Origin of the sequence: Bacillus sp. B2-WWTP-C-10-Post-4 (assembly GCF_009183805.1) — a bacterium.
GTDB classification, from domain to species: domain Bacteria; phylum Bacillota; class Bacilli; order Bacillales; family Bacillaceae_G; genus Bacillus_A; species Bacillus_A cereus.
This window is the reverse complement of record NZ_WEII01000004.1, coordinates 39583-55369: the sequence shown is the minus strand read 5'-3', so window position 1 is coordinate 55369 and position 15787 is coordinate 39583. Positions and strand designations below refer to the sequence as shown.

Below are 15787 nucleotides of genomic sequence, written 5' to 3'. Positions count from 1 at the left end.
GAAACATATTCACTAGTGGAATTTTCACTTTAGCGTGCTTTGTTTTGTTTGGCAAGGAAAAAGCGTTTTACTTTGTTATTTGTATGGCGAACAGGTATGTTATGTTGCGTTAATAAATCAATAAATGCAGCTTTTCCTGTTTCTTCATCTTGCACTTCAAATTCAATTTCATAATCATCGTGATTGTAATAGAAACTATGATCAAAGACAAGCGTTCCGCCTTTAAATAATGTTTCTGCTCTTTCTGTTGTTAAACTACCCATATATGTTAAAGCAGAAACAGGAATTTGTAATTTGTGTAATTGATCTACTACTGCTCCTTGAATGATTGTGTTTGTTTCCATCATCATTTTTGCTTCGTCTTCTGTTACGACTTGATGCGTTTCTAATAAACCGATTTCTGCAGGTTGTTTCAACGTTAACGTATAAGTTTCTCCTTTATGACGAATACGAAGTGCAGAGCCAGCTTCTTTTAACGAGAAGTCAGGTGTTTCAAAGTAGTGATTCACTTGTTTTGTAAATGCTTCAATAGAAAACGATTTACATAATGTATCGAATTCTTCTTTTGTAACGATATTTTTGAATTCAATTTCAATTTCTTGTGTCATTGTATAATCTCCTTTTGAAAAATAATTCTTTACACATTATCGCTTTTTCATAAATTTGGTTCAATGTTTTATTTGTTTGCGTCCATGTTATGATACAATAATACTGTTAAGTAAGACAGGAAGTTGAGATGGAGGAGTTAGAGCATGCAAAATAAAATCCAAGTTAAGAGCGTAGAAAAGAGAGAGAATGCTCTTATTTTTTGTGCGGAAAATAGTGAAATAGAGGTAAAGGAGTTAAGTGCACGTAATCATGTACTTGTAGACTCAGACAATTTATCATTTTTATATATCTTAGAAAACGAATCATCTTTCATTTATGTAAGTATTCCGCACACATGCTGGGAAGCAATGCATGAAGCGATGAATAACGATGTGGTTATGTTCGTTCGTGTGAATGAAATTGAAATGGAATTAGAAGGATTAAAAGAAGAAGTAGAATATTTAGTTGAAAATATTGAAGGTAATGCAAATTACGGAGAAGAACTAGTAACTGCTGTAGAAAAAGTATTTCTATAAGCAAATGGATTGATTTTGGTGGTGGTTGAAATGAATCGAAATTGGGAAGAGTTTTTAGCACCTTACCACCAAGCGGTGGCAGAGCTGAAAGTGAAACTAAAAGGAATGCGTACTCAATTTACAATGTTAACAGAGCATTCTCCAATTGAGTTTGTAACAGGAAGGGTAAAGTCGGTTCCAAGTATTATTGATAAAGCGGAGAAGAGAAATGTACCGCTGAACCGGCTGAGAGAAGATATGCAAGATATCGCGGGCCTTCGAATGATGTGTCAATTTGTTGATGAGATTAAGCCTGTTGTAGAATATCTTCGAAAACGAAATGACTTTGAAATCGTGGAAGAACGTGATTATGTCACGCAGAAGAAAGATAGCGGTTATCGTTCTTATCACGTTGTCATTAGTTACCCAGTCCAAACGATTCAGGGTGAACAAAAAGTATTGGTAGAAATCCAAATACGCACGCTAGCAATGAATTTTTGGGCAACAATTGAGCATTCTTTAAATTATAAATATAGTGGACGTTTTCCTGAAGATATTAAAATACGCTTGCAACGCGCAGCAGAAGCAGCATTTTTATTAGATGAAGAAATGTCTTCTATCCGTCTTGAAATTCAAGAAGCGCAGAAAGCTTTTTCAAGAAAGCAAGAAACGAAAGATTCCGAATCATAAACTAAAGGGTGTTGTGCGATGAAATTTACAATTATGTCAAAGGGAGATCAATCATCAGATGCACTGGCAAGCACGATGAAAGAATACTTGCTAGATTTCGGATTTATAATGGATGAAAAGGAACCCGATATTGTAATTTCTGTTGGGGGAGATGGAACGCTTTTATATGCATTTCATCGTTATTATGATCGATTGGCTGAAACGGCATTTGTTGGTGTACATACAGGACATCTAGGTTTCTATGCAGATTGGTTACCGACAGAAGTAGAGAAATTAGTAATTGCAATTGCAAAAACACCATTCCAAGTGGTGGAATATCCGCTTTTAGAAGTTATTATTCGCTATGTGAATGGAAGTAAAGAGTCACAGTATTTAGCGATGAATGAGGCGACTGTAAAAAGTGCAGAAGGTACATTAGTAACAGAAGTAGAAATACGCGGAGAATATTTTGAAACATTCCGCGGAGACGGCCTTTGTATCTCTACTCCTTCAGGAAGTACCGCGTATAATAAAGCGCTTGGCGGAGCGATTATTCACCCATCTATTGAAGCGATACAAATTGCAGAAATGGCGTCCATTAACAATCGTGTATTTCGTACTGTAGGATCGCCGCTCGTATTGCCGAAGCATCATACATGTGTGTTAAAGCCAGCTGCAGGAATGAACTTACAAATTACAGTGGATCATTTAACGATGGTTCATCAAGATGTGAAATCAATCCAGTATCGCGTCGCAAACGAGAAAGTACGATTTGTTCGTTTCCGTCCATTCCCGTTCTGGAAACGAGTTCGTGACTCGTTTGTTGCAGATAAATAGAAAGGGTTATATATTTGAACAGATTTACATTGAAATGGGATATAGGGCCGGCTGAAGAGGGAACTTTAGTTAGGGAATTTTTGAAAACGAAAGGCGTTTCTAAAGCCGCTTTAACGGATATAAAGTTTCACGGCGGGGCAATTGAAGTAAATGGTCAACATGCGAGTGTTCGTCATCAGTTGCGTGCTGGTGAAGAATTACGTGTCTTTTTTCCAGTTGAGGAAAGAAGTGAAGGGATGATGGCAGAAGATATCCCTTTAAGCATTGTATATGAAGATGACGCGGTTCTTATCATTAATAAAGAGGCGAACATGTCAACGATTCCGTCTAGAGAACATCCGACAAGGAGTGTTGCAAATGCGCTTTTATCTCATTATGATAAGCAGCACCTTGCAAGTACAGTGCACATCGTAACACGTTTAGATCGTGATACTTCGGGGCTTATGCTTATTGCAAAAAATCGTTTCGTGCATCATCTTTTATCGAAGCAGCATCAACAAAAAGCTGTGAAACGAACGTATGAAGCAATTGTTCACGGAAGGATTGTAGAACGAGAAGGAATGATTGATGCACCAATTGGTCGAAAATCTGATAGCATTATTGAGCGAACGGTTTGTGAGGATGGACAAAGGGCAGTTACTCATTTTAAGGTAATTGATAGTACATATCATAAGACACATGTAGCGCTTGAGCTTGAGACAGGAAGAACGCATCAAATTCGTGTGCATATGGCTCATATAGGACATCCGTTACTTGGTGATAGCTTATATGGAGGGAGAAGGGATGAAATGAAACGGCAAGCACTTCATAGTAAATCTTTGACGTTTTATCATCCTATTTTAGAGAAAGAGATGTCTTTCACTATAAAGCTTCCAAGCGATATGCAAGAAGTGTTGCGGCATACTTAAAAAGGGAACAAAATTCTTATATTATAAAGAATTTTGTTCCCTTTTTTCTTAGCGGAATAATATTAAAATTTGGTTTTCACCCGTACGCTTTATAACGAAAAATCCACTTTCGGCTTTTGTAGCAATGCCATTGTCATTTGGACGACAATATCCATGTGCTTCGCAAGTGCCGTCATCATGTACTAACATTTGTCCAATTAATCCGACAGGAAGCCACTCGGCGCGATCTTTTCTTGCTACATATTTGCAAGTTGGATCCCATTCTGTATTTAAAAGAGGTTGTATTTCTTCGGCTTCCGTCCATACATATTGGCGTTTTCCAAAGTTATCTGTTTTATAACGTTTTTGCCAACTTAAAGCCCCGCTATTTCCTATAAGGGCAGGGGTTGCACTAGATATTCCTAAAATGAACGAATCGCGTGAAGTAGCTATCCGAATTTTTTCTTCGTTACTAAATGTAACGAAATAACCGACATCAATAGGTTTATAACCTTCGGTTTCAAACATTTGTGCAAAATCCGTTCCGCTTGCATTGTAAGACGCGCCCTCAATGTACATTTCTCCATTATGAGCAAGCCATTTAGCCCCGATATTATGGTCGGTGTCGCTTACACCATTTGCAATAAACCAAGAATAAGCTTCTTCTGCAGTGCCGAAGCGCCCCATAATATGGCTACCTGCAAAATGAGCTGTTGATGTATGATGACCTTCCGCATGAGAAGAGGATCCGTTAGCAATAGTTGCGTTTCCTTCTGCGTGTGCTGCTTCGCCTAAAGCAATTGTCTGTTTACCCTCCGCATGAGAATAAGCCCCGCCTGCTGTCGTTTCACTTCCCTCACTATGCGAACTATGTCCAGTTGCTTTTGAGTTTGATCCTTCTGCATGAGAGAAAGAACCTTTTGCGTGTGTTAATAAGCCTTCCGCATGTGCTGCCATGCCCTCCGCATGAGAGTGAAGCCCCTCTGCATATGCATATCGGCCGCCCCTTTTAACTTTTGTATTTTCAGGTGTAGGTGTCTCAATTATGAGTGGTTTTTCAATTTGTATATCATTCGATGAAGCTAATGCTTCTTTTATTTTTTTTACTTTGTTTATAATAGCAGCTGGAATTTCTGGTTCCACTTTTTTATTCATTGCTACAGAAATATTTTCTTCCGTCTTTTCTTCTGTTTGGTTAGAATGTAGTATCTGTTCATCTTGATTTGAAAGCTGTTTATTTTTTTGTTGCATCTTTATTTTTCTGCGATCGATTATGCGGCTCATCACAGCATTTTCTAAAGAGACATATGTTGGTTTTACTTTGCTTTTTTTTGATGACTCTTGTTCTTCCAGTTCTTCTATCGCTGCAGCCCGAATACTACACCAGTTGTTAATTCCGTACATGGGCAGATATAAAGGGGGAAATTTTCTTTTTTGTTTAGAAGATTTTTTCTTCATTCTGTCACCTCCTGCGACATTATATGTAGTGTAATTAAAAAAAGATGCACTTTATTGCATCTTTTTTTAATTACTTTACCTAGTTTCATATGAAATCTGCCTAAATAATGCTAAGTAAGGTAGTTATGAAATTGGACGGAATTTCTCAGCGACAAAAGGTAAAGAAGAAGGGACAGAGATAGTCTCCATTTCAGGATAACGTAATCCGGTTAATTTGCCACCAAATACAGCACCAGTATCAATATTGACTGTCTGATTGACGAATCGAGGTTCTTTTACTGGTGTATGTCCATATACAATCCAAGCTTGTCCCTTGTATTCTTGCGCCCAATCGCGACGGACCGGTGAGCCATCGGCATGCTTTTCTCCTGTAATATCGCCATATAATACAAAGGTTTGTACTTTTTTATCTCGTCTTCCTATGTAATCTTGCCGAATCCCAGCGTGACATATGATTACTCTTTTTTCGTCTAGTATGTGGTAGAGTGGTGATTGTTCATAAAGAGTGATAAACTTTTCTTTTATAATGTTTTGCTTATGAGAAGGAAGTGCCTCATATTCAGCAACAGTTGTTTCAAGTCCGTGAGCGACTGTTACATTACGCCCAAGGAAAAATCGATATAGTTTATTACAGTGATTTCCAGGAGCGTAATAAGCTTCTTTTTTATGTATGACAAGTTCCCATACAATTTCAATCATACGTAATGAATGAGGACCACGGTCTGTAATATCGCCAACGAATGCAAGTTTGCGTTGGTCAGGGTGAACCGGTAGACCGCTACTCCAGTTATATCCTAGCTTCTCTGTTAAATTTTGAAACTCTTGGAAACATCCATGAATATCTCCTATAATGTCATATTTCATATTTAAACCTCCATCGTATTTTTCATTAGTATATCTAAAAAAGGATAGAGATAAAAATATAGCGTTTTTGTGTTGTTCATTTAAACATAAAGATTTTCGTTCTTGAGCGAACATTTAAAATGAACCCAATCGCAATCATGTATGTAAGCAGTGAACTTCCTCCGTAGCTCATAAGAGGTAATGTTATCCCTGTAATGGGAAGTAATCCGATTGTCATCCCGATATTTTGGAATACTTGGAAAGTAAACATTCCGATTGTACCAGCGCAAATGTAACTACCAAAAGGGTCATTACTTTCTAAAGCAATATGAATCATTCGAAAAATGAGTAAGAAAAAAAGAGAAATAATGACACTTGCGCCTAGAAATCCAAATTGTTCAGCGACATTAGTGAAAATAAAATCTGTATGTGGTTCTGGAAAATATACTTGTCCATTTTCCCACCCTTTTCCTTGCATTTCTCCGGATCCAGTCGCTAAGAATGCTTGTCTTAATTGATATCCTTGTGCATCATATTTGTAAGGTGCTAACCATCCGTAGAAGCGATTTAATTGATATTCTTTTAAAATATGTGCTTTAAAGAAATCTGTGTGAGTAAAAAAAATATATATTAATGTAGATCCAGCCACGAAAGTAGCTGAAACTAATCCGAAAATAAAACGCCATCGTATGCCAGAAACTAGTATCATTGCTGCAAGCATCGCTGAAATGACCATTGTATTTCCTAAATCTGGTTCCTTTGCGATCAGTAGTAGTGGTGGCAAACTTGTTGCAAATATTTTTCCAAGTAGTAAAAAATCGTCATGTATTGTTTGGAGAAAATATTTCTCATTATGGTTTGCTATAATTCGTCCAATGACGATAATTAAAAATAATTTCATAATTTCAGAAGGCTGAAAATTTCCGATGCCTGGGAGCCTGTACCAAGCTGTAGCGCCTTTAATTGTAACGGCACCTGGTACTTGAAGTTCTAGTCCAATAAGTAGTACCATTGCAAAGCTGTACAAATACCAAGCGATTTTTTGATAACGGTCGAAATCGATAATCATAATAACACCAATGGCTATAAATCCAATGAAATACCATTGGATTTGTTTTAGTACAAAATTGACGTTTTGTAAAAATGGCGGTAAAGAGGCTTGCGCACTTGCAATAGCACAACAACTAACAATCCCAATGGCAAATAAAATAAATAGTAATACGTAGTCTATTTGATATTGAGAATTTGGATCTTTCAATGTAGGTATTCCTTTCTACTGCTCTTTATAGTAATGGATTTTATCCCGCATTAATGGGCAGTAAGACCCCCACCTCAAAATTCAGCGAAAGCGAGGAAGTTCGGTGGGGGATCAACTGCCCGTAAAAGCCCGATTGGTGAGAGCTGATTAAAGTTTCACTTTATAGTATGAGAAAGAATGTATGAACTATACAAATAATTCACATATAGTCCATACACTTTTGATTTTGCAGAGTAGTTTAATTGTTTAACTCTTTAATAATTATATCCAAACAATGGGAAAGACGTACATGTGCGTCAGGAAAAATATCTAGTTGATGAAGATAGTATTTTAAGGAACTTTTACACCATTGGTAAGCACTAAGTAGAGCTGCTCTATAGTCCGTAGTATTTTGTAAAAAGCCATATTCTTTTGCTGTTATAACAAGGTGTGTGAAATCTTCACAACCTTGAAGGAGCTTATTGTGTATTTGTTGTCCAGCATGGTAGCGAAATTGACTTAAAGGCTCAGAAATGTATATTGCATTTCCTTTAGAAAGTAAAGAAATCCATGAGGCCATATCAACACTACAAGAATATTGTCGCTCTTTAAGGGTGCCAAAAGGTTCAGTGAGCAATTCCTTTCGGAACAAAGTAGTTGTAGGCTCACCGATAATGTTGTGTCCGCCCTTTAACATCCAATTACCTAAAAATATCCCGTTTAATGGGGTATCTTCACTATATAACCTTTGTGTTGGATGGGAATCACCTATTAGATTTCCATGATCATCAATACGTACTCGATAAGAAGTAACAAGAGCAAGGTTTTTATTGGGATCTTGCTCAAAATAGGCCATCATTTTTTGTATTTTATGCTTATAAAACACGTCATCGTCCATTAAAAAATTTATATACTCACCATTTGATTTTTCTATGAGCATAAGGTCATTGTGAAATTGTCCTAGAGTAGGGATATTTCGAATGTATGTTATATTTTTATAATTTGGTAAGTATTGTTCACGTATTAAAGTTGCTGTTTCATCATTTGTACTATCATCTCCGATGATGATTTCAATATTAGAATAAGTTTGTGCCAATGCACTTTCTAGAGCAATTTTGAAATAATGAGGCCGATTATAAGTGGGAATAAGGATGGAAACGAGAGGTGGATTTTTTTCATTCATCATACATAACTTCCTTTCAGAAGCTTTTTTTTGTAAGAACAATATCTTGGTAACTTGTATATTCATGTCTGCCGCACCATAAACCGTAATGCGGCTTATTGATTATTTCTAGGCCGTACTTATTCAATAGATTGCAAATATCTGTCTCAGGATAAGCAACTGCGAAATTCGGAATATCTTTATTTACAACGTAGCAATTTTCGATTCGATGATAAAAACCTAATGTACTTTGTCCTGCATTTAAATAATAGGCCGATTCAGGATTTATAAGAAAGAATGTAATGAAACATCTCCCGTCTTTTTTTAATACACGTACAATTTCAGATACGTAATGTTCTAATTCTTCTGGTAGAAGATGCGTAAATACAGAAGTTAAAAAGATAAAATCGAATGTCCCGTCTTCATAGGGAAAACGATATTGAGAGGCATCTTCTTTTCCTTCTGGATTATAGAATTGATTGTATATGTCAACATGTTCAAAGTGAAAATTATTACGCATAGTTGAAATGTTATTTTGACACCAAGTAATTCCATCTTTAAACAAATCAAATCCATAATACGCTCCATCATCATGTAAGTAATTCAATAATGGTACAGCCATTCGGCCGACGCCGCAGCCTACATCTAATACTTTTTCATTTGGTTTTAAAGCGCCAATTTGAATAAAATGCTTTAGGAACTCTTTTCCAACTTTTTTGAAGTCGCCACCTACATATTGGACGAGTTCAGGAGGGGGGAGTAAAGTCATTTCTTTGTTAAGTTCACTCATGAGTATACCCCTTTCTTGTATGAGAAGATGCAGTAAATCTATTAATAAAATTTTTAATTTGTAGTGAGAGAACACAGGAAAACAATTGTTATATGTAAGGAGATTCCGAAAAAGAATACTTAATTGGATTAGAAGTGAGAGAAGGATGAGTGAAAATGAAATCTCCTATAGATTAAATCTTTTTTATTCTTTTCTCCAATAAACGCCAAATACATCAATTTTAGTAATAGGGGCTTTTAAATTTCGTTGGTTTCTAAAGTCTGTCACAGCCTCAGCGCATGGCGGTAGCCCGTAGTCATCGATAATTATATAGCCACCTTTAGAAACTTTATCATATAAGTTCACGAGACCATCCATTGTGGATTCGTACATATCACCATCAAGCCGTGCAATTGCTATTTTTTCAATTGGTGCTGTTGGTAAAGTATCTTTAAACCAGCCTTTTAAAAATTTCACTTGATCATTTAGTAAATCATATTTTTTGAAATTCTCTTGTACTTGTTCTAAAGAGACGCGTAAGTAATCGAATGTGTGCAAATAATCACCGTAATCTTTTGGATATTGTTCTAGATTCGGTGCTGGCAAACCTTCAAATGAATCAGCGACCCACACATTACGATTCGTAATGTTGTTTGCTTGTAAAAAACCATTCATAAAAATGCACGATCCTCCGCGCCATACACCTGTTTCAATAAAATCTCCCTCTATATTTTCACGAACAACAGTTTCCATTGCCTCTTGTAATTGGTTCATACGTTCTCGACCGATCATGCTATGTGCTGCTCTTGGCCAATCCATTCCATCATGGCGTTCACTTTTTGAAACATTTGGTTTTACAATTTTTAAGTTATGGTTTTCAGCATATTGCTTAATGAATAAAGGGAGGGGGACTGTAACTGGCTCGAATTCTAGTTCTTTTGAAATATGTAGAGATGCGGGTAAGTATGCCTCATATTCTAACCATATTTCAAATAAAATGGTCTTCTTTAGCAATTCGAGATAAAGCTGAACAGCAGATTTACTTTCCATATTTGTGCCTCCTGCAAAATGTCATACAACAATATGATTATGTACATAATGGACGTTTCATGATTGAATTTGAAATTGAAAAAGCAGTAAAACTGATATCAGTTTTACTGCTAAGTAAAAAATTAAGCAATTTTTTCAATAATAATGGATGCACTCGTGCCAAGAGCTAATGATAACCCAAGTCCTGTAACAATTACTTCAACTAATGATGGAGTTGTCGTAATTTGCGTAATGGCTTGAACAACGATAGGTGATCCAACTGAAATTAAACTCGTTCCAGTACCTGGTACAGGTACTCCGTTCACTTGGATTGTAAGACCTCCTAATAGACTTACTGCTGCAGTGTATACGATAACAGTAATTTTATAGAATCCAGTTTCACTAATTACGAAAGTATCAGCATCTAATTGAGAAATTGCTGTACCAAACTGAGATCCAACAGTATTAAATGGTACTGGAGCATTAAGTCCAAGATCCAAAGAAATCCCAGCGGAGTTAAATGCATATAGTCCTGCTGGAAGTCCTAGTCCTGATGGTCCAGTAGGTCCAGTAGGTCCAGTAGCCCCAGTTGGTCCAGTAGCTCCAGTAGCTCCAGTAGGTCCAGTAGCCCCAGTGTCACCAGTCGGCCCCGTAGGTCCAGTAGCCCCAGTGTCACCAGTCGGCCCCGTAGGTCCAGTAGCCCCAGTGTCACCAGTCGGCCCCGTAGGTCCAGTTGGCCCAGTCGGCCCAGTCGGCCCAGTCGGTCCCGTAGGTACAGTCGGCCCCGTAGGTCCGGTCGGTCCAGTAGGCCCGGTCGGCCCAGTCGGAAGGGTAAACGGTGGTATCGGTGGTAATGTAGGTCCTACAAGATTAGGGTCAAATGCACTAGCTGATAAAGATTCATCGGGATTTAATCCATTTGAATAATTATTATTTGACATAAATTCACCTCCATAAAGCGTTCATTATATAGTAGATGCAAAACCGAAAGAAAATGACACGGACATTTGAATTATTGAAAAGAAATCTTAAACTACTTGAACAATTTAAAAAAATGGAAAGTTTAGTATATGTATAACATATGATTGATTTGGAAGAGGGTGATTATGTTGAACAAGCAAGGAATTACAATTAGTTTATGTATGATTGTTCGAGATGAGGAGGAGACAATAGCCCGTTGTTTAGACACAGTTGAAAAAATTGTGGATGAAATTATAGTGGTTGATACAGGCTCCGTCGATCGAACGAAAGAAATCGTAGAGAAATACACTTCTAACATATATGATTTCCAGTGGATTGATGATTTTGCAGCAGCAAGAAATTTTTCTTTTTCAAAAGCGACGCAAGAGTATATATTGTGGCTAGATGCAGATGACGTCTTATTAGAAGATGCTCAAGAAGCATTGAAACTTTTAAAAAGAGAATTAGATCCTAAAATTGATGCTGTTTCGATGCCTTATCACCTTGCAATGGATTCTAACGGGAAACCTTTATATTGTACAAAAAGAAATCGACTTGTAAAGCGTGAAAAACAATTTCAATGGTTTGGAAAGGTTCATGAGTATTTAGCTATTTCTGGTGAGGTTTTTAGTAGTAATGTTGCTATTACACATAAAAAAGAAAAAAAAGTAACAAATCGTAATTTGAAAATTTTTCAAAATACTGTAGCGGCAGGTGAAGAATTAAGTCCGAGAGATTTATTTTATTACGCAAATGAATCTACGGATAACCAAAAATATGATGATGCAGTTCTTCTATATGAAACATTTCTTAATCAAGACGAAGGATGGTATGAAGAGAAAATTTATGCATGTGGTAAGTTAGGAGATTGCTATGCAAAGCTCGGAATGTGGGAGAAGGCAATCGAATCTTGTGTGAAGTCGTTTCGGTATGACGTCCCTAGAGGAGAGAATTGTACAAGAATAGGATATATATATATGGAACAAGAAAAATATAATGAAGCGATATTTTGGTTTAAACTTGCTACGGAAGTACCAATGGCAACGGAAAGTCCTTTCCATAGTCCAGCTAGCTACACATGGCTACCCTATTTACAAATGTGTATTTGTTATAGCAGGTTAGGAGAGCAGGATAAAGCATATTATTACAATGAATTAGCAGCTTCTTATGTTCCGAATAATGCTGCAATTGAATATAACCGTAAATATTTTCGTGGAGTTTTTGATAAACCATATAAAGCGTAATAGGTTTCGTTTTTTGTAGAAATGATTTATCGTTATTCTAACTCTAATAGATTGGTTATATATTAAAGTATCAGTAACGTAACCAATATAGATAAAAAATTTTATACTGCTATTTGCGGACTAATAATCAATGGGGAGGAACAAAAACTGCACTTTATAGAATTCATATGAGATTTATATTTCTAATTCAATTTGCATAAGGAGTGTGTGAAATGAATCGCGAAAAAAGTTCTTTATATGAAGAAAAATCCGAACATTATTATAATGCAGCGAATCCGAATTTATTAAAGCATATAAAAAAGGAATGGAAAGAAGTTCTTGATATTGGTTGCTCGAGCGGTGCATTGGGAGCGGCTATTAAAGAAAATGGTACACGTGTATCAGGAATTGAGGCGTTTCCAGAGGCGGCAGAAAAAGCGAAAGAAAGACTAGATCATGTTATTTTAGGGGATATAGAAAAAATAGATCTTCCTTATGAGGAGGGGCAATTTGATTGCGTCATATTTGGGGATGTATTAGAGCATTTATTTGATCCGTGGGCTGTAATAGAAAAAGTAAAGCCATATATAAAGCAAAATGGTGTGATTCTAGCAAGTATACCAAACGTTGCTCATATTTCAGTATTAGCTCCCTTACTTGCTGGAAACTGGACGTATACAGAATATGGTTTATTAGATAAAACACATATTCGTTTCTTTACATTTAATGAAATGCTAAGAATGTTTTTAAAAGCAGGATATGTTATTAGTAAAGTAGATCGTGTATATGTTGATCATAAAATGTATGAACCGCTTATTGAGGAGTTATATGGAATTTGTAAAAAATATCGTCTTGGAAGTGGCTTCATGGCTGAGACAGTTGTATTTCAGTATATTATTGAAGCTGAAAAATCACAATTATGAGTGCTGCAGACAAAACAATATTATTTGTTACATGTATAAATGATCGGAAATTGTATGCAAACTGCGTGCGTCATATATTGCAATTGTTAGTACCGCCAGGGTATATTGTACAATTTATGCCGATTCGAAATGCGAAAAGTATGACGAGTGGATACAATCAAGCCATTTCGCATCCAGCGAAGTATAAAGTTTATTTACATCAAGATGTTTTTATTATAAATAGGGCTTTTTTATACGGATTACTTCAATTATTTGAGGAACATGAACACCTTGGGATGATTGGGATGGTTGGAGCGCAATATGTTCCTCCGACTGGCGTATGGAACGAAGGGCGTGGAATTGTAGGAAAGGTCATTGGTTATATGAATGATTTGTTTTATATGGCAAGTTTAGAACAACCATATCATGAATCAAAAACATTTATTCCTGTAGAATGTATTGATGGTTTATTAATGGCGACACAATATGATGTTCCGTGGCGAGAAGATTTATTTGACGGATTTGATTTTTATGATGTATCTCAATCATTTGAATTTAAAAAAGCAGGATATACAGTCGGTGTACCTGTACAGCGCGATGCTTGGTGTATCCATTATCATTTTGATGTGAATATGACGAACTATGAAAAGTATCGGAAAATATTTGTGGAACACTATATGTCAGATGTAAATAAGGAAGAATAAAAGGGGGGACAAAAATGAAAGATCATACAATATTAGTCGTTGTTTGTGTAAATAATGAGGAGCTTTTCAAACAATGTGAGAGCCAAATAAGAAACATTTTTGTTCCCCCAGGTTACACAGTACAAATTTTTCCGATACGAGATGCACAAAGTATGGCAAGTGCTTACAACCGAGCCCTTTCATATCCAGCGAAATACAAAGTGTATATACATCAAGATACATATCTTATTAATCGAGACATGTTTTCTACACTTATATCTCTGTTTAAAGAAAATGAAAAGCTTGGTTTAATAGGAGTCGCTGGGGCTCAGTTTTTACCGAATAACGGGATATGGTGGGAAGGGAAAAATTTAGTAGGGAAAGTGATTGAGTATAGAAGACGGAATTATCAATTATTAAATTTAGATCAGGTTTTTTATGGTAATCAACCATTTTTGTCAGTTCAGGCAATTGATGGTTTATTCATGGCAACGCAGTATGATATTCCGTGGCGAGAAGATTTGTTTCAAGGGTTTCACTTTTATGATGTGTCACAGTCTTTAGAGTTTCAAAGGGCTGGTTATTTAATTGGTATCCCAAATCAAGCAAATTTATGGTGTATTCATTACAACGGGGATGAGTTTGATGCGGATACATATGAGAAGTACCGGAAAGTGTTTGTAGAACATTACAAAGATATATTATCTCCATCATAAAGGAGAGATGCAAAGTGAAAGGAATTATTTTAGCAGGTGGTACTGGATCGAGATTATATCCAATAACGAAAGTAACGAATAAACATTTACTTCCTGTTGGTCGGTATCCGATGATTTATCATGCGGTATATAAGCTAAAACAATGCGATATTACAGATATTATGATTATTACAGGTAAAGAGCATATGGGGGATGTTGTTAGCTTTTTAGGGAGTGGTCATGAATTTGGAGTGTCCTTTACGTATCGTGTGCAAGATAAAGCGGGCGGGATCGCACAGGCGTTAGGACTTTGTGAAGATTTCGTCGGGAATGATCGTATGGTAGTTATATTAGGGGATAATATTTTTTCAGATGATATTCTTCCGTATGTTGAAGAGTTTGCAAACCAAAAAGAAGGTGCGAAAGTGCTATTGCAATCTGTAGAAGATCCCGAAAGATTTGGCGTAGCACATATTCAAAACCGAAAAATAGTTGAAATTGAAGAAAAGCCGAAAGAGCCGAAAAGTTCTTATGCGGTTACGGGAATTTATTTGTATGATTCGAAAGTCTTTTCTTATATTAAAGAATTAAAACCTTCTGCACGGGGAGAACTTGAAATTACAGATATAAATAATTGGTATTTAAAGCGAGGGGTACTTACTTATAATGAAATGAGCGGCTGGTGGACTGATGCGGGAACTCATGCTTCGCTTCAAAAGGCGAATACGTTAGCACGGGATATTAATTTTGGGAAACAGTTTAACGGAGAATAGGTGAGAATATGAAAGTTGTAGAAACAAATTTTACCGATGCAAAATTGTTAGAACCGAGGTTGTTTGGAGACGATCGTGGCTTTTTTTCAGAGAGCTATAATAAGCAGGTGCTAGAAACATTAGGGATAACGTATTCATTTGTACAGGATAACGTATCTTATTCGGCTAAGGCAGGAACGATTCGGGGACTACACTTTCAAAAAAATCCGAAAGCACAAACGAAACTCATTCAAGTTATGCAAGGGGCAATTTATGATGTTATCGTTGATTTACGAAAAAAATCACCGACATTTAAACAATGGAAAGGATATATTTTAAGTGCAGATAACCATCGGCAATTACTAGTGCCAAAAGGGTTTGCACATGGATTTTGCACGCTTGTCCCGCATACTATCGTTATGTATAAAGTAGATGAATATTATAGCGCAGAGCATGACTCAGGATTACTTTGGGAAGATAAAGATTTAGCAATTCCTTGGCCAGTAACCGATCCTATATTGTCCGATAAGGATCAGATATTACCATTACTAGAGGAATATGAAGATAGTTTTTAAGTA

The 15787-nt window shown here is 36.4% G+C and carries 18 protein-coding genes; 10 read left to right on the top strand and 8 right to left on the bottom strand.

Going from position 1 to position 15787, the window contains the following annotated elements; all coding sequences use genetic code 11:
- Nucleotides 1–29 precede the first annotated feature (29 nt).
- Nucleotides 30–608 (bottom strand): CYTH domain-containing protein, encoded by a 579-nt coding sequence (locus GBN78_RS03845; protein WP_000191120.1) that lies wholly within the window; start codon nucleotides 606–608, stop codon nucleotides 30–32.
- Nucleotides 609–752: 144 nt separating this feature from the next.
- On the opposite strand from GBN78_RS03845, the gene GBN78_RS03840 reads away from it, so the two are divergent.
- The 4 genes from GBN78_RS03840 to GBN78_RS03825 are packed head-to-tail and all read left to right on the top strand — an operon-like array spanning nucleotide 753 to nucleotide 3517.
- Nucleotides 753–1124, top strand: coding sequence for a UPF0738 family protein (locus tag GBN78_RS03840; RefSeq protein ID WP_001180004.1), 372 nt, complete (start codon nucleotides 753–755; stop codon nucleotides 1122–1124).
- 30 nt (nucleotides 1125–1154) lie between these two features.
- Entirely contained in the window at nucleotides 1155–1793 is a 639-nt protein-coding gene (yjbM, locus tag GBN78_RS03835; RefSeq protein WP_001081489.1) for a GTP diphosphokinase, read from the top strand.
- 18 nt (nucleotides 1794–1811) lie between these two features.
- Nucleotides 1812–2609 (top strand): NAD kinase, encoded by a 798-nt coding sequence (locus tag GBN78_RS03830; protein WP_000673182.1) that lies wholly within the window; start codon nucleotides 1812–1814, stop codon nucleotides 2607–2609.
- A gap of 14 nt (nucleotides 2610–2623) precedes the next feature.
- Nucleotides 2624–3517 (top strand): RluA family pseudouridine synthase, encoded by an 894-nt coding sequence (locus GBN78_RS03825; RefSeq protein WP_001079141.1) that lies wholly within the window; start codon nucleotides 2624–2626, stop codon nucleotides 3515–3517.
- 48 nt (nucleotides 3518–3565) lie between these two features.
- On the opposite strand, the gene GBN78_RS03820 is transcribed toward GBN78_RS03825, so the two are convergent.
- The 7 genes from GBN78_RS03820 to GBN78_RS03790 all read right to left on the bottom strand — a co-directional run bounded on the left by GBN78_RS03820 (nucleotide 3566) and on the right by GBN78_RS03790 (nucleotide 10935).
- Nucleotides 3566–4954, bottom strand: coding sequence for a peptidase G2 autoproteolytic cleavage domain-containing protein (locus tag GBN78_RS03820; protein WP_000730514.1), 1389 nt, complete (start codon nucleotides 4952–4954; stop codon nucleotides 3566–3568).
- 123 nt (nucleotides 4955–5077) lie between these two features.
- Nucleotides 5078–5818: a bis(5'-nucleosyl)-tetraphosphatase PrpE gene (gene prpE / locus GBN78_RS03815; RefSeq protein ID WP_152126971.1), complete on the bottom strand. Its 741-nt coding sequence runs from the start codon at nucleotides 5816–5818 to the stop codon at nucleotides 5078–5080.
- 76 nt (nucleotides 5819–5894) lie between these two features.
- The gene (locus GBN78_RS03810) at nucleotides 5895–7055 is read right to left on the bottom strand and encodes an FtsW/RodA/SpoVE family cell cycle protein (protein ID WP_000654697.1); all 1161 of its coding nucleotides are present in this window, start codon (nucleotides 7053–7055) and stop codon (nucleotides 5895–5897) included.
- Between the two features lie 238 nt (nucleotides 7056–7293).
- Nucleotides 7294–8220 (bottom strand): glycosyltransferase family 2 protein, encoded by a 927-nt coding sequence (locus GBN78_RS03805; RefSeq protein WP_009327247.1) that lies wholly within the window; start codon nucleotides 8218–8220, stop codon nucleotides 7294–7296.
- 13 nt (nucleotides 8221–8233) lie between these two features.
- A complete protein-coding gene (locus GBN78_RS03800; protein ID WP_001292834.1) occupies nucleotides 8234–8986 on the bottom strand; it encodes a class I SAM-dependent methyltransferase in 753 nt (250 codons plus the stop codon).
- A 183-nt stretch (nucleotides 8987–9169) separates the two neighbouring features.
- Nucleotides 9170–10015 (bottom strand): TylF/MycF family methyltransferase, encoded by an 846-nt coding sequence (locus tag GBN78_RS03795; RefSeq protein WP_000444386.1) that lies wholly within the window; start codon nucleotides 10013–10015, stop codon nucleotides 9170–9172.
- A gap of 122 nt (nucleotides 10016–10137) precedes the next feature.
- Nucleotides 10138–10935 (bottom strand): BclA C-terminal domain-containing protein, encoded by a 798-nt coding sequence (locus GBN78_RS03790; protein WP_152126969.1) that lies wholly within the window; start codon nucleotides 10933–10935, stop codon nucleotides 10138–10140.
- Nucleotides 10936–11100: 165 nt separating this feature from the next.
- Between GBN78_RS03790 and GBN78_RS03785 the strand changes: the two genes are divergently transcribed.
- The 6 genes from GBN78_RS03785 (at nucleotide 11101) to rfbC (ending at nucleotide 15784) form a co-directional block, all read left to right on the top strand.
- Entirely contained in the window at nucleotides 11101–12198 is a 1098-nt protein-coding gene (locus tag GBN78_RS03785) for a glycosyltransferase (protein ID WP_000932907.1), read from the top strand.
- A gap of 212 nt (nucleotides 12199–12410) precedes the next feature.
- Nucleotides 12411–13100, top strand: coding sequence for a class I SAM-dependent methyltransferase (locus tag GBN78_RS03780; protein WP_001078431.1), 690 nt, complete (start codon nucleotides 12411–12413; stop codon nucleotides 13098–13100).
- Nucleotides 13097–13783: a glycosyltransferase family protein gene (locus GBN78_RS03775; RefSeq protein WP_001271183.1), complete on the top strand. Its 687-nt coding sequence runs from the start codon at nucleotides 13097–13099 to the stop codon at nucleotides 13781–13783. The genes GBN78_RS03780 and GBN78_RS03775 overlap by 4 nt, the downstream gene beginning before the upstream one ends.
- A 14-nt stretch (nucleotides 13784–13797) precedes the next feature.
- A complete protein-coding gene (locus tag GBN78_RS03770) occupies nucleotides 13798–14478 on the top strand; it encodes a glycosyltransferase family protein (protein ID WP_000651520.1) in 681 nt (226 codons plus the stop codon).
- A 14-nt stretch (nucleotides 14479–14492) separates the two neighbouring features.
- Complete coding sequence (locus GBN78_RS03765) at nucleotides 14493–15230, top strand: sugar phosphate nucleotidyltransferase (protein WP_000676160.1); 738 nt, start codon at nucleotides 14493–14495, stop codon at nucleotides 15228–15230.
- Nucleotides 15231–15238: 8 nt separating this feature from the next.
- Complete coding sequence (gene rfbC / locus GBN78_RS03760; protein ID WP_000869413.1) at nucleotides 15239–15784, top strand: dTDP-4-dehydrorhamnose 3,5-epimerase; 546 nt, start codon at nucleotides 15239–15241, stop codon at nucleotides 15782–15784.
- The last annotated feature ends 3 nt before the right edge of the window (nucleotides 15785–15787 follow it).

Bases quoted from the DNA above. Each gene is read 5' to 3' on its own strand.
- GBN78_RS03845 (WP_000191120.1), bottom strand. From the start codon at position 608: ATGACACAAGAAATTGAAATTGAATTCAAAAATATCGTTACAAAAGAA.
- GBN78_RS03840 (WP_001180004.1), top strand. From the start codon at position 753: ATGCAAAATAAAATCCAAGTTAAGAGCGTAGAAAAGAGAGAGAATGCT.
- yjbM (WP_001081489.1), top strand. From the start codon at position 1,155: ATGAATCGAAATTGGGAAGAGTTTTTAGCACCTTACCACCAAGCGGTG.
- GBN78_RS03830 (WP_000673182.1), top strand. From the start codon at position 1,812: ATGAAATTTACAATTATGTCAAAGGGAGATCAATCATCAGATGCACTG.
- GBN78_RS03820 (WP_000730514.1), bottom strand. From the start codon at position 4,954: ATGAAGAAAAAATCTTCTAAACAAAAAAGAAAATTTCCCCCTTTATAT.
- prpE (WP_152126971.1), bottom strand. From the start codon at position 5,818: ATGAAATATGACATTATAGGAGATATTCATGGATGTTTCCAAGAGTTT.
- GBN78_RS03805 (WP_009327247.1), bottom strand. From the start codon at position 8,220: ATGATGAATGAAAAAAATCCACCTCTCGTTTCCATCCTTATTCCCACT.
- GBN78_RS03800 (WP_001292834.1), bottom strand. From the start codon at position 8,986: ATGAGTGAACTTAACAAAGAAATGACTTTACTCCCCCCTCCTGAACTC.
- GBN78_RS03795 (WP_000444386.1), bottom strand. From the start codon at position 10,015: ATGGAAAGTAAATCTGCTGTTCAGCTTTATCTCGAATTGCTAAAGAAG.
- GBN78_RS03790 (WP_152126969.1), bottom strand. From the start codon at position 10,935: ATGTCAAATAATAATTATTCAAATGGATTAAATCCCGATGAATCTTTA.
- GBN78_RS03785 (WP_000932907.1), top strand. From the start codon at position 11,101: ATGTTGAACAAGCAAGGAATTACAATTAGTTTATGTATGATTGTTCGA.
- GBN78_RS03780 (WP_001078431.1), top strand. From the start codon at position 12,411: ATGAATCGCGAAAAAAGTTCTTTATATGAAGAAAAATCCGAACATTAT.
- GBN78_RS03775 (WP_001271183.1), top strand. From the start codon at position 13,097: ATGAGTGCTGCAGACAAAACAATATTATTTGTTACATGTATAAATGAT.
- GBN78_RS03770 (WP_000651520.1), top strand. From the start codon at position 13,798: ATGAAAGATCATACAATATTAGTCGTTGTTTGTGTAAATAATGAGGAG.
- rfbC (WP_000869413.1), top strand. From the start codon at position 15,239: ATGAAAGTTGTAGAAACAAATTTTACCGATGCAAAATTGTTAGAACCG.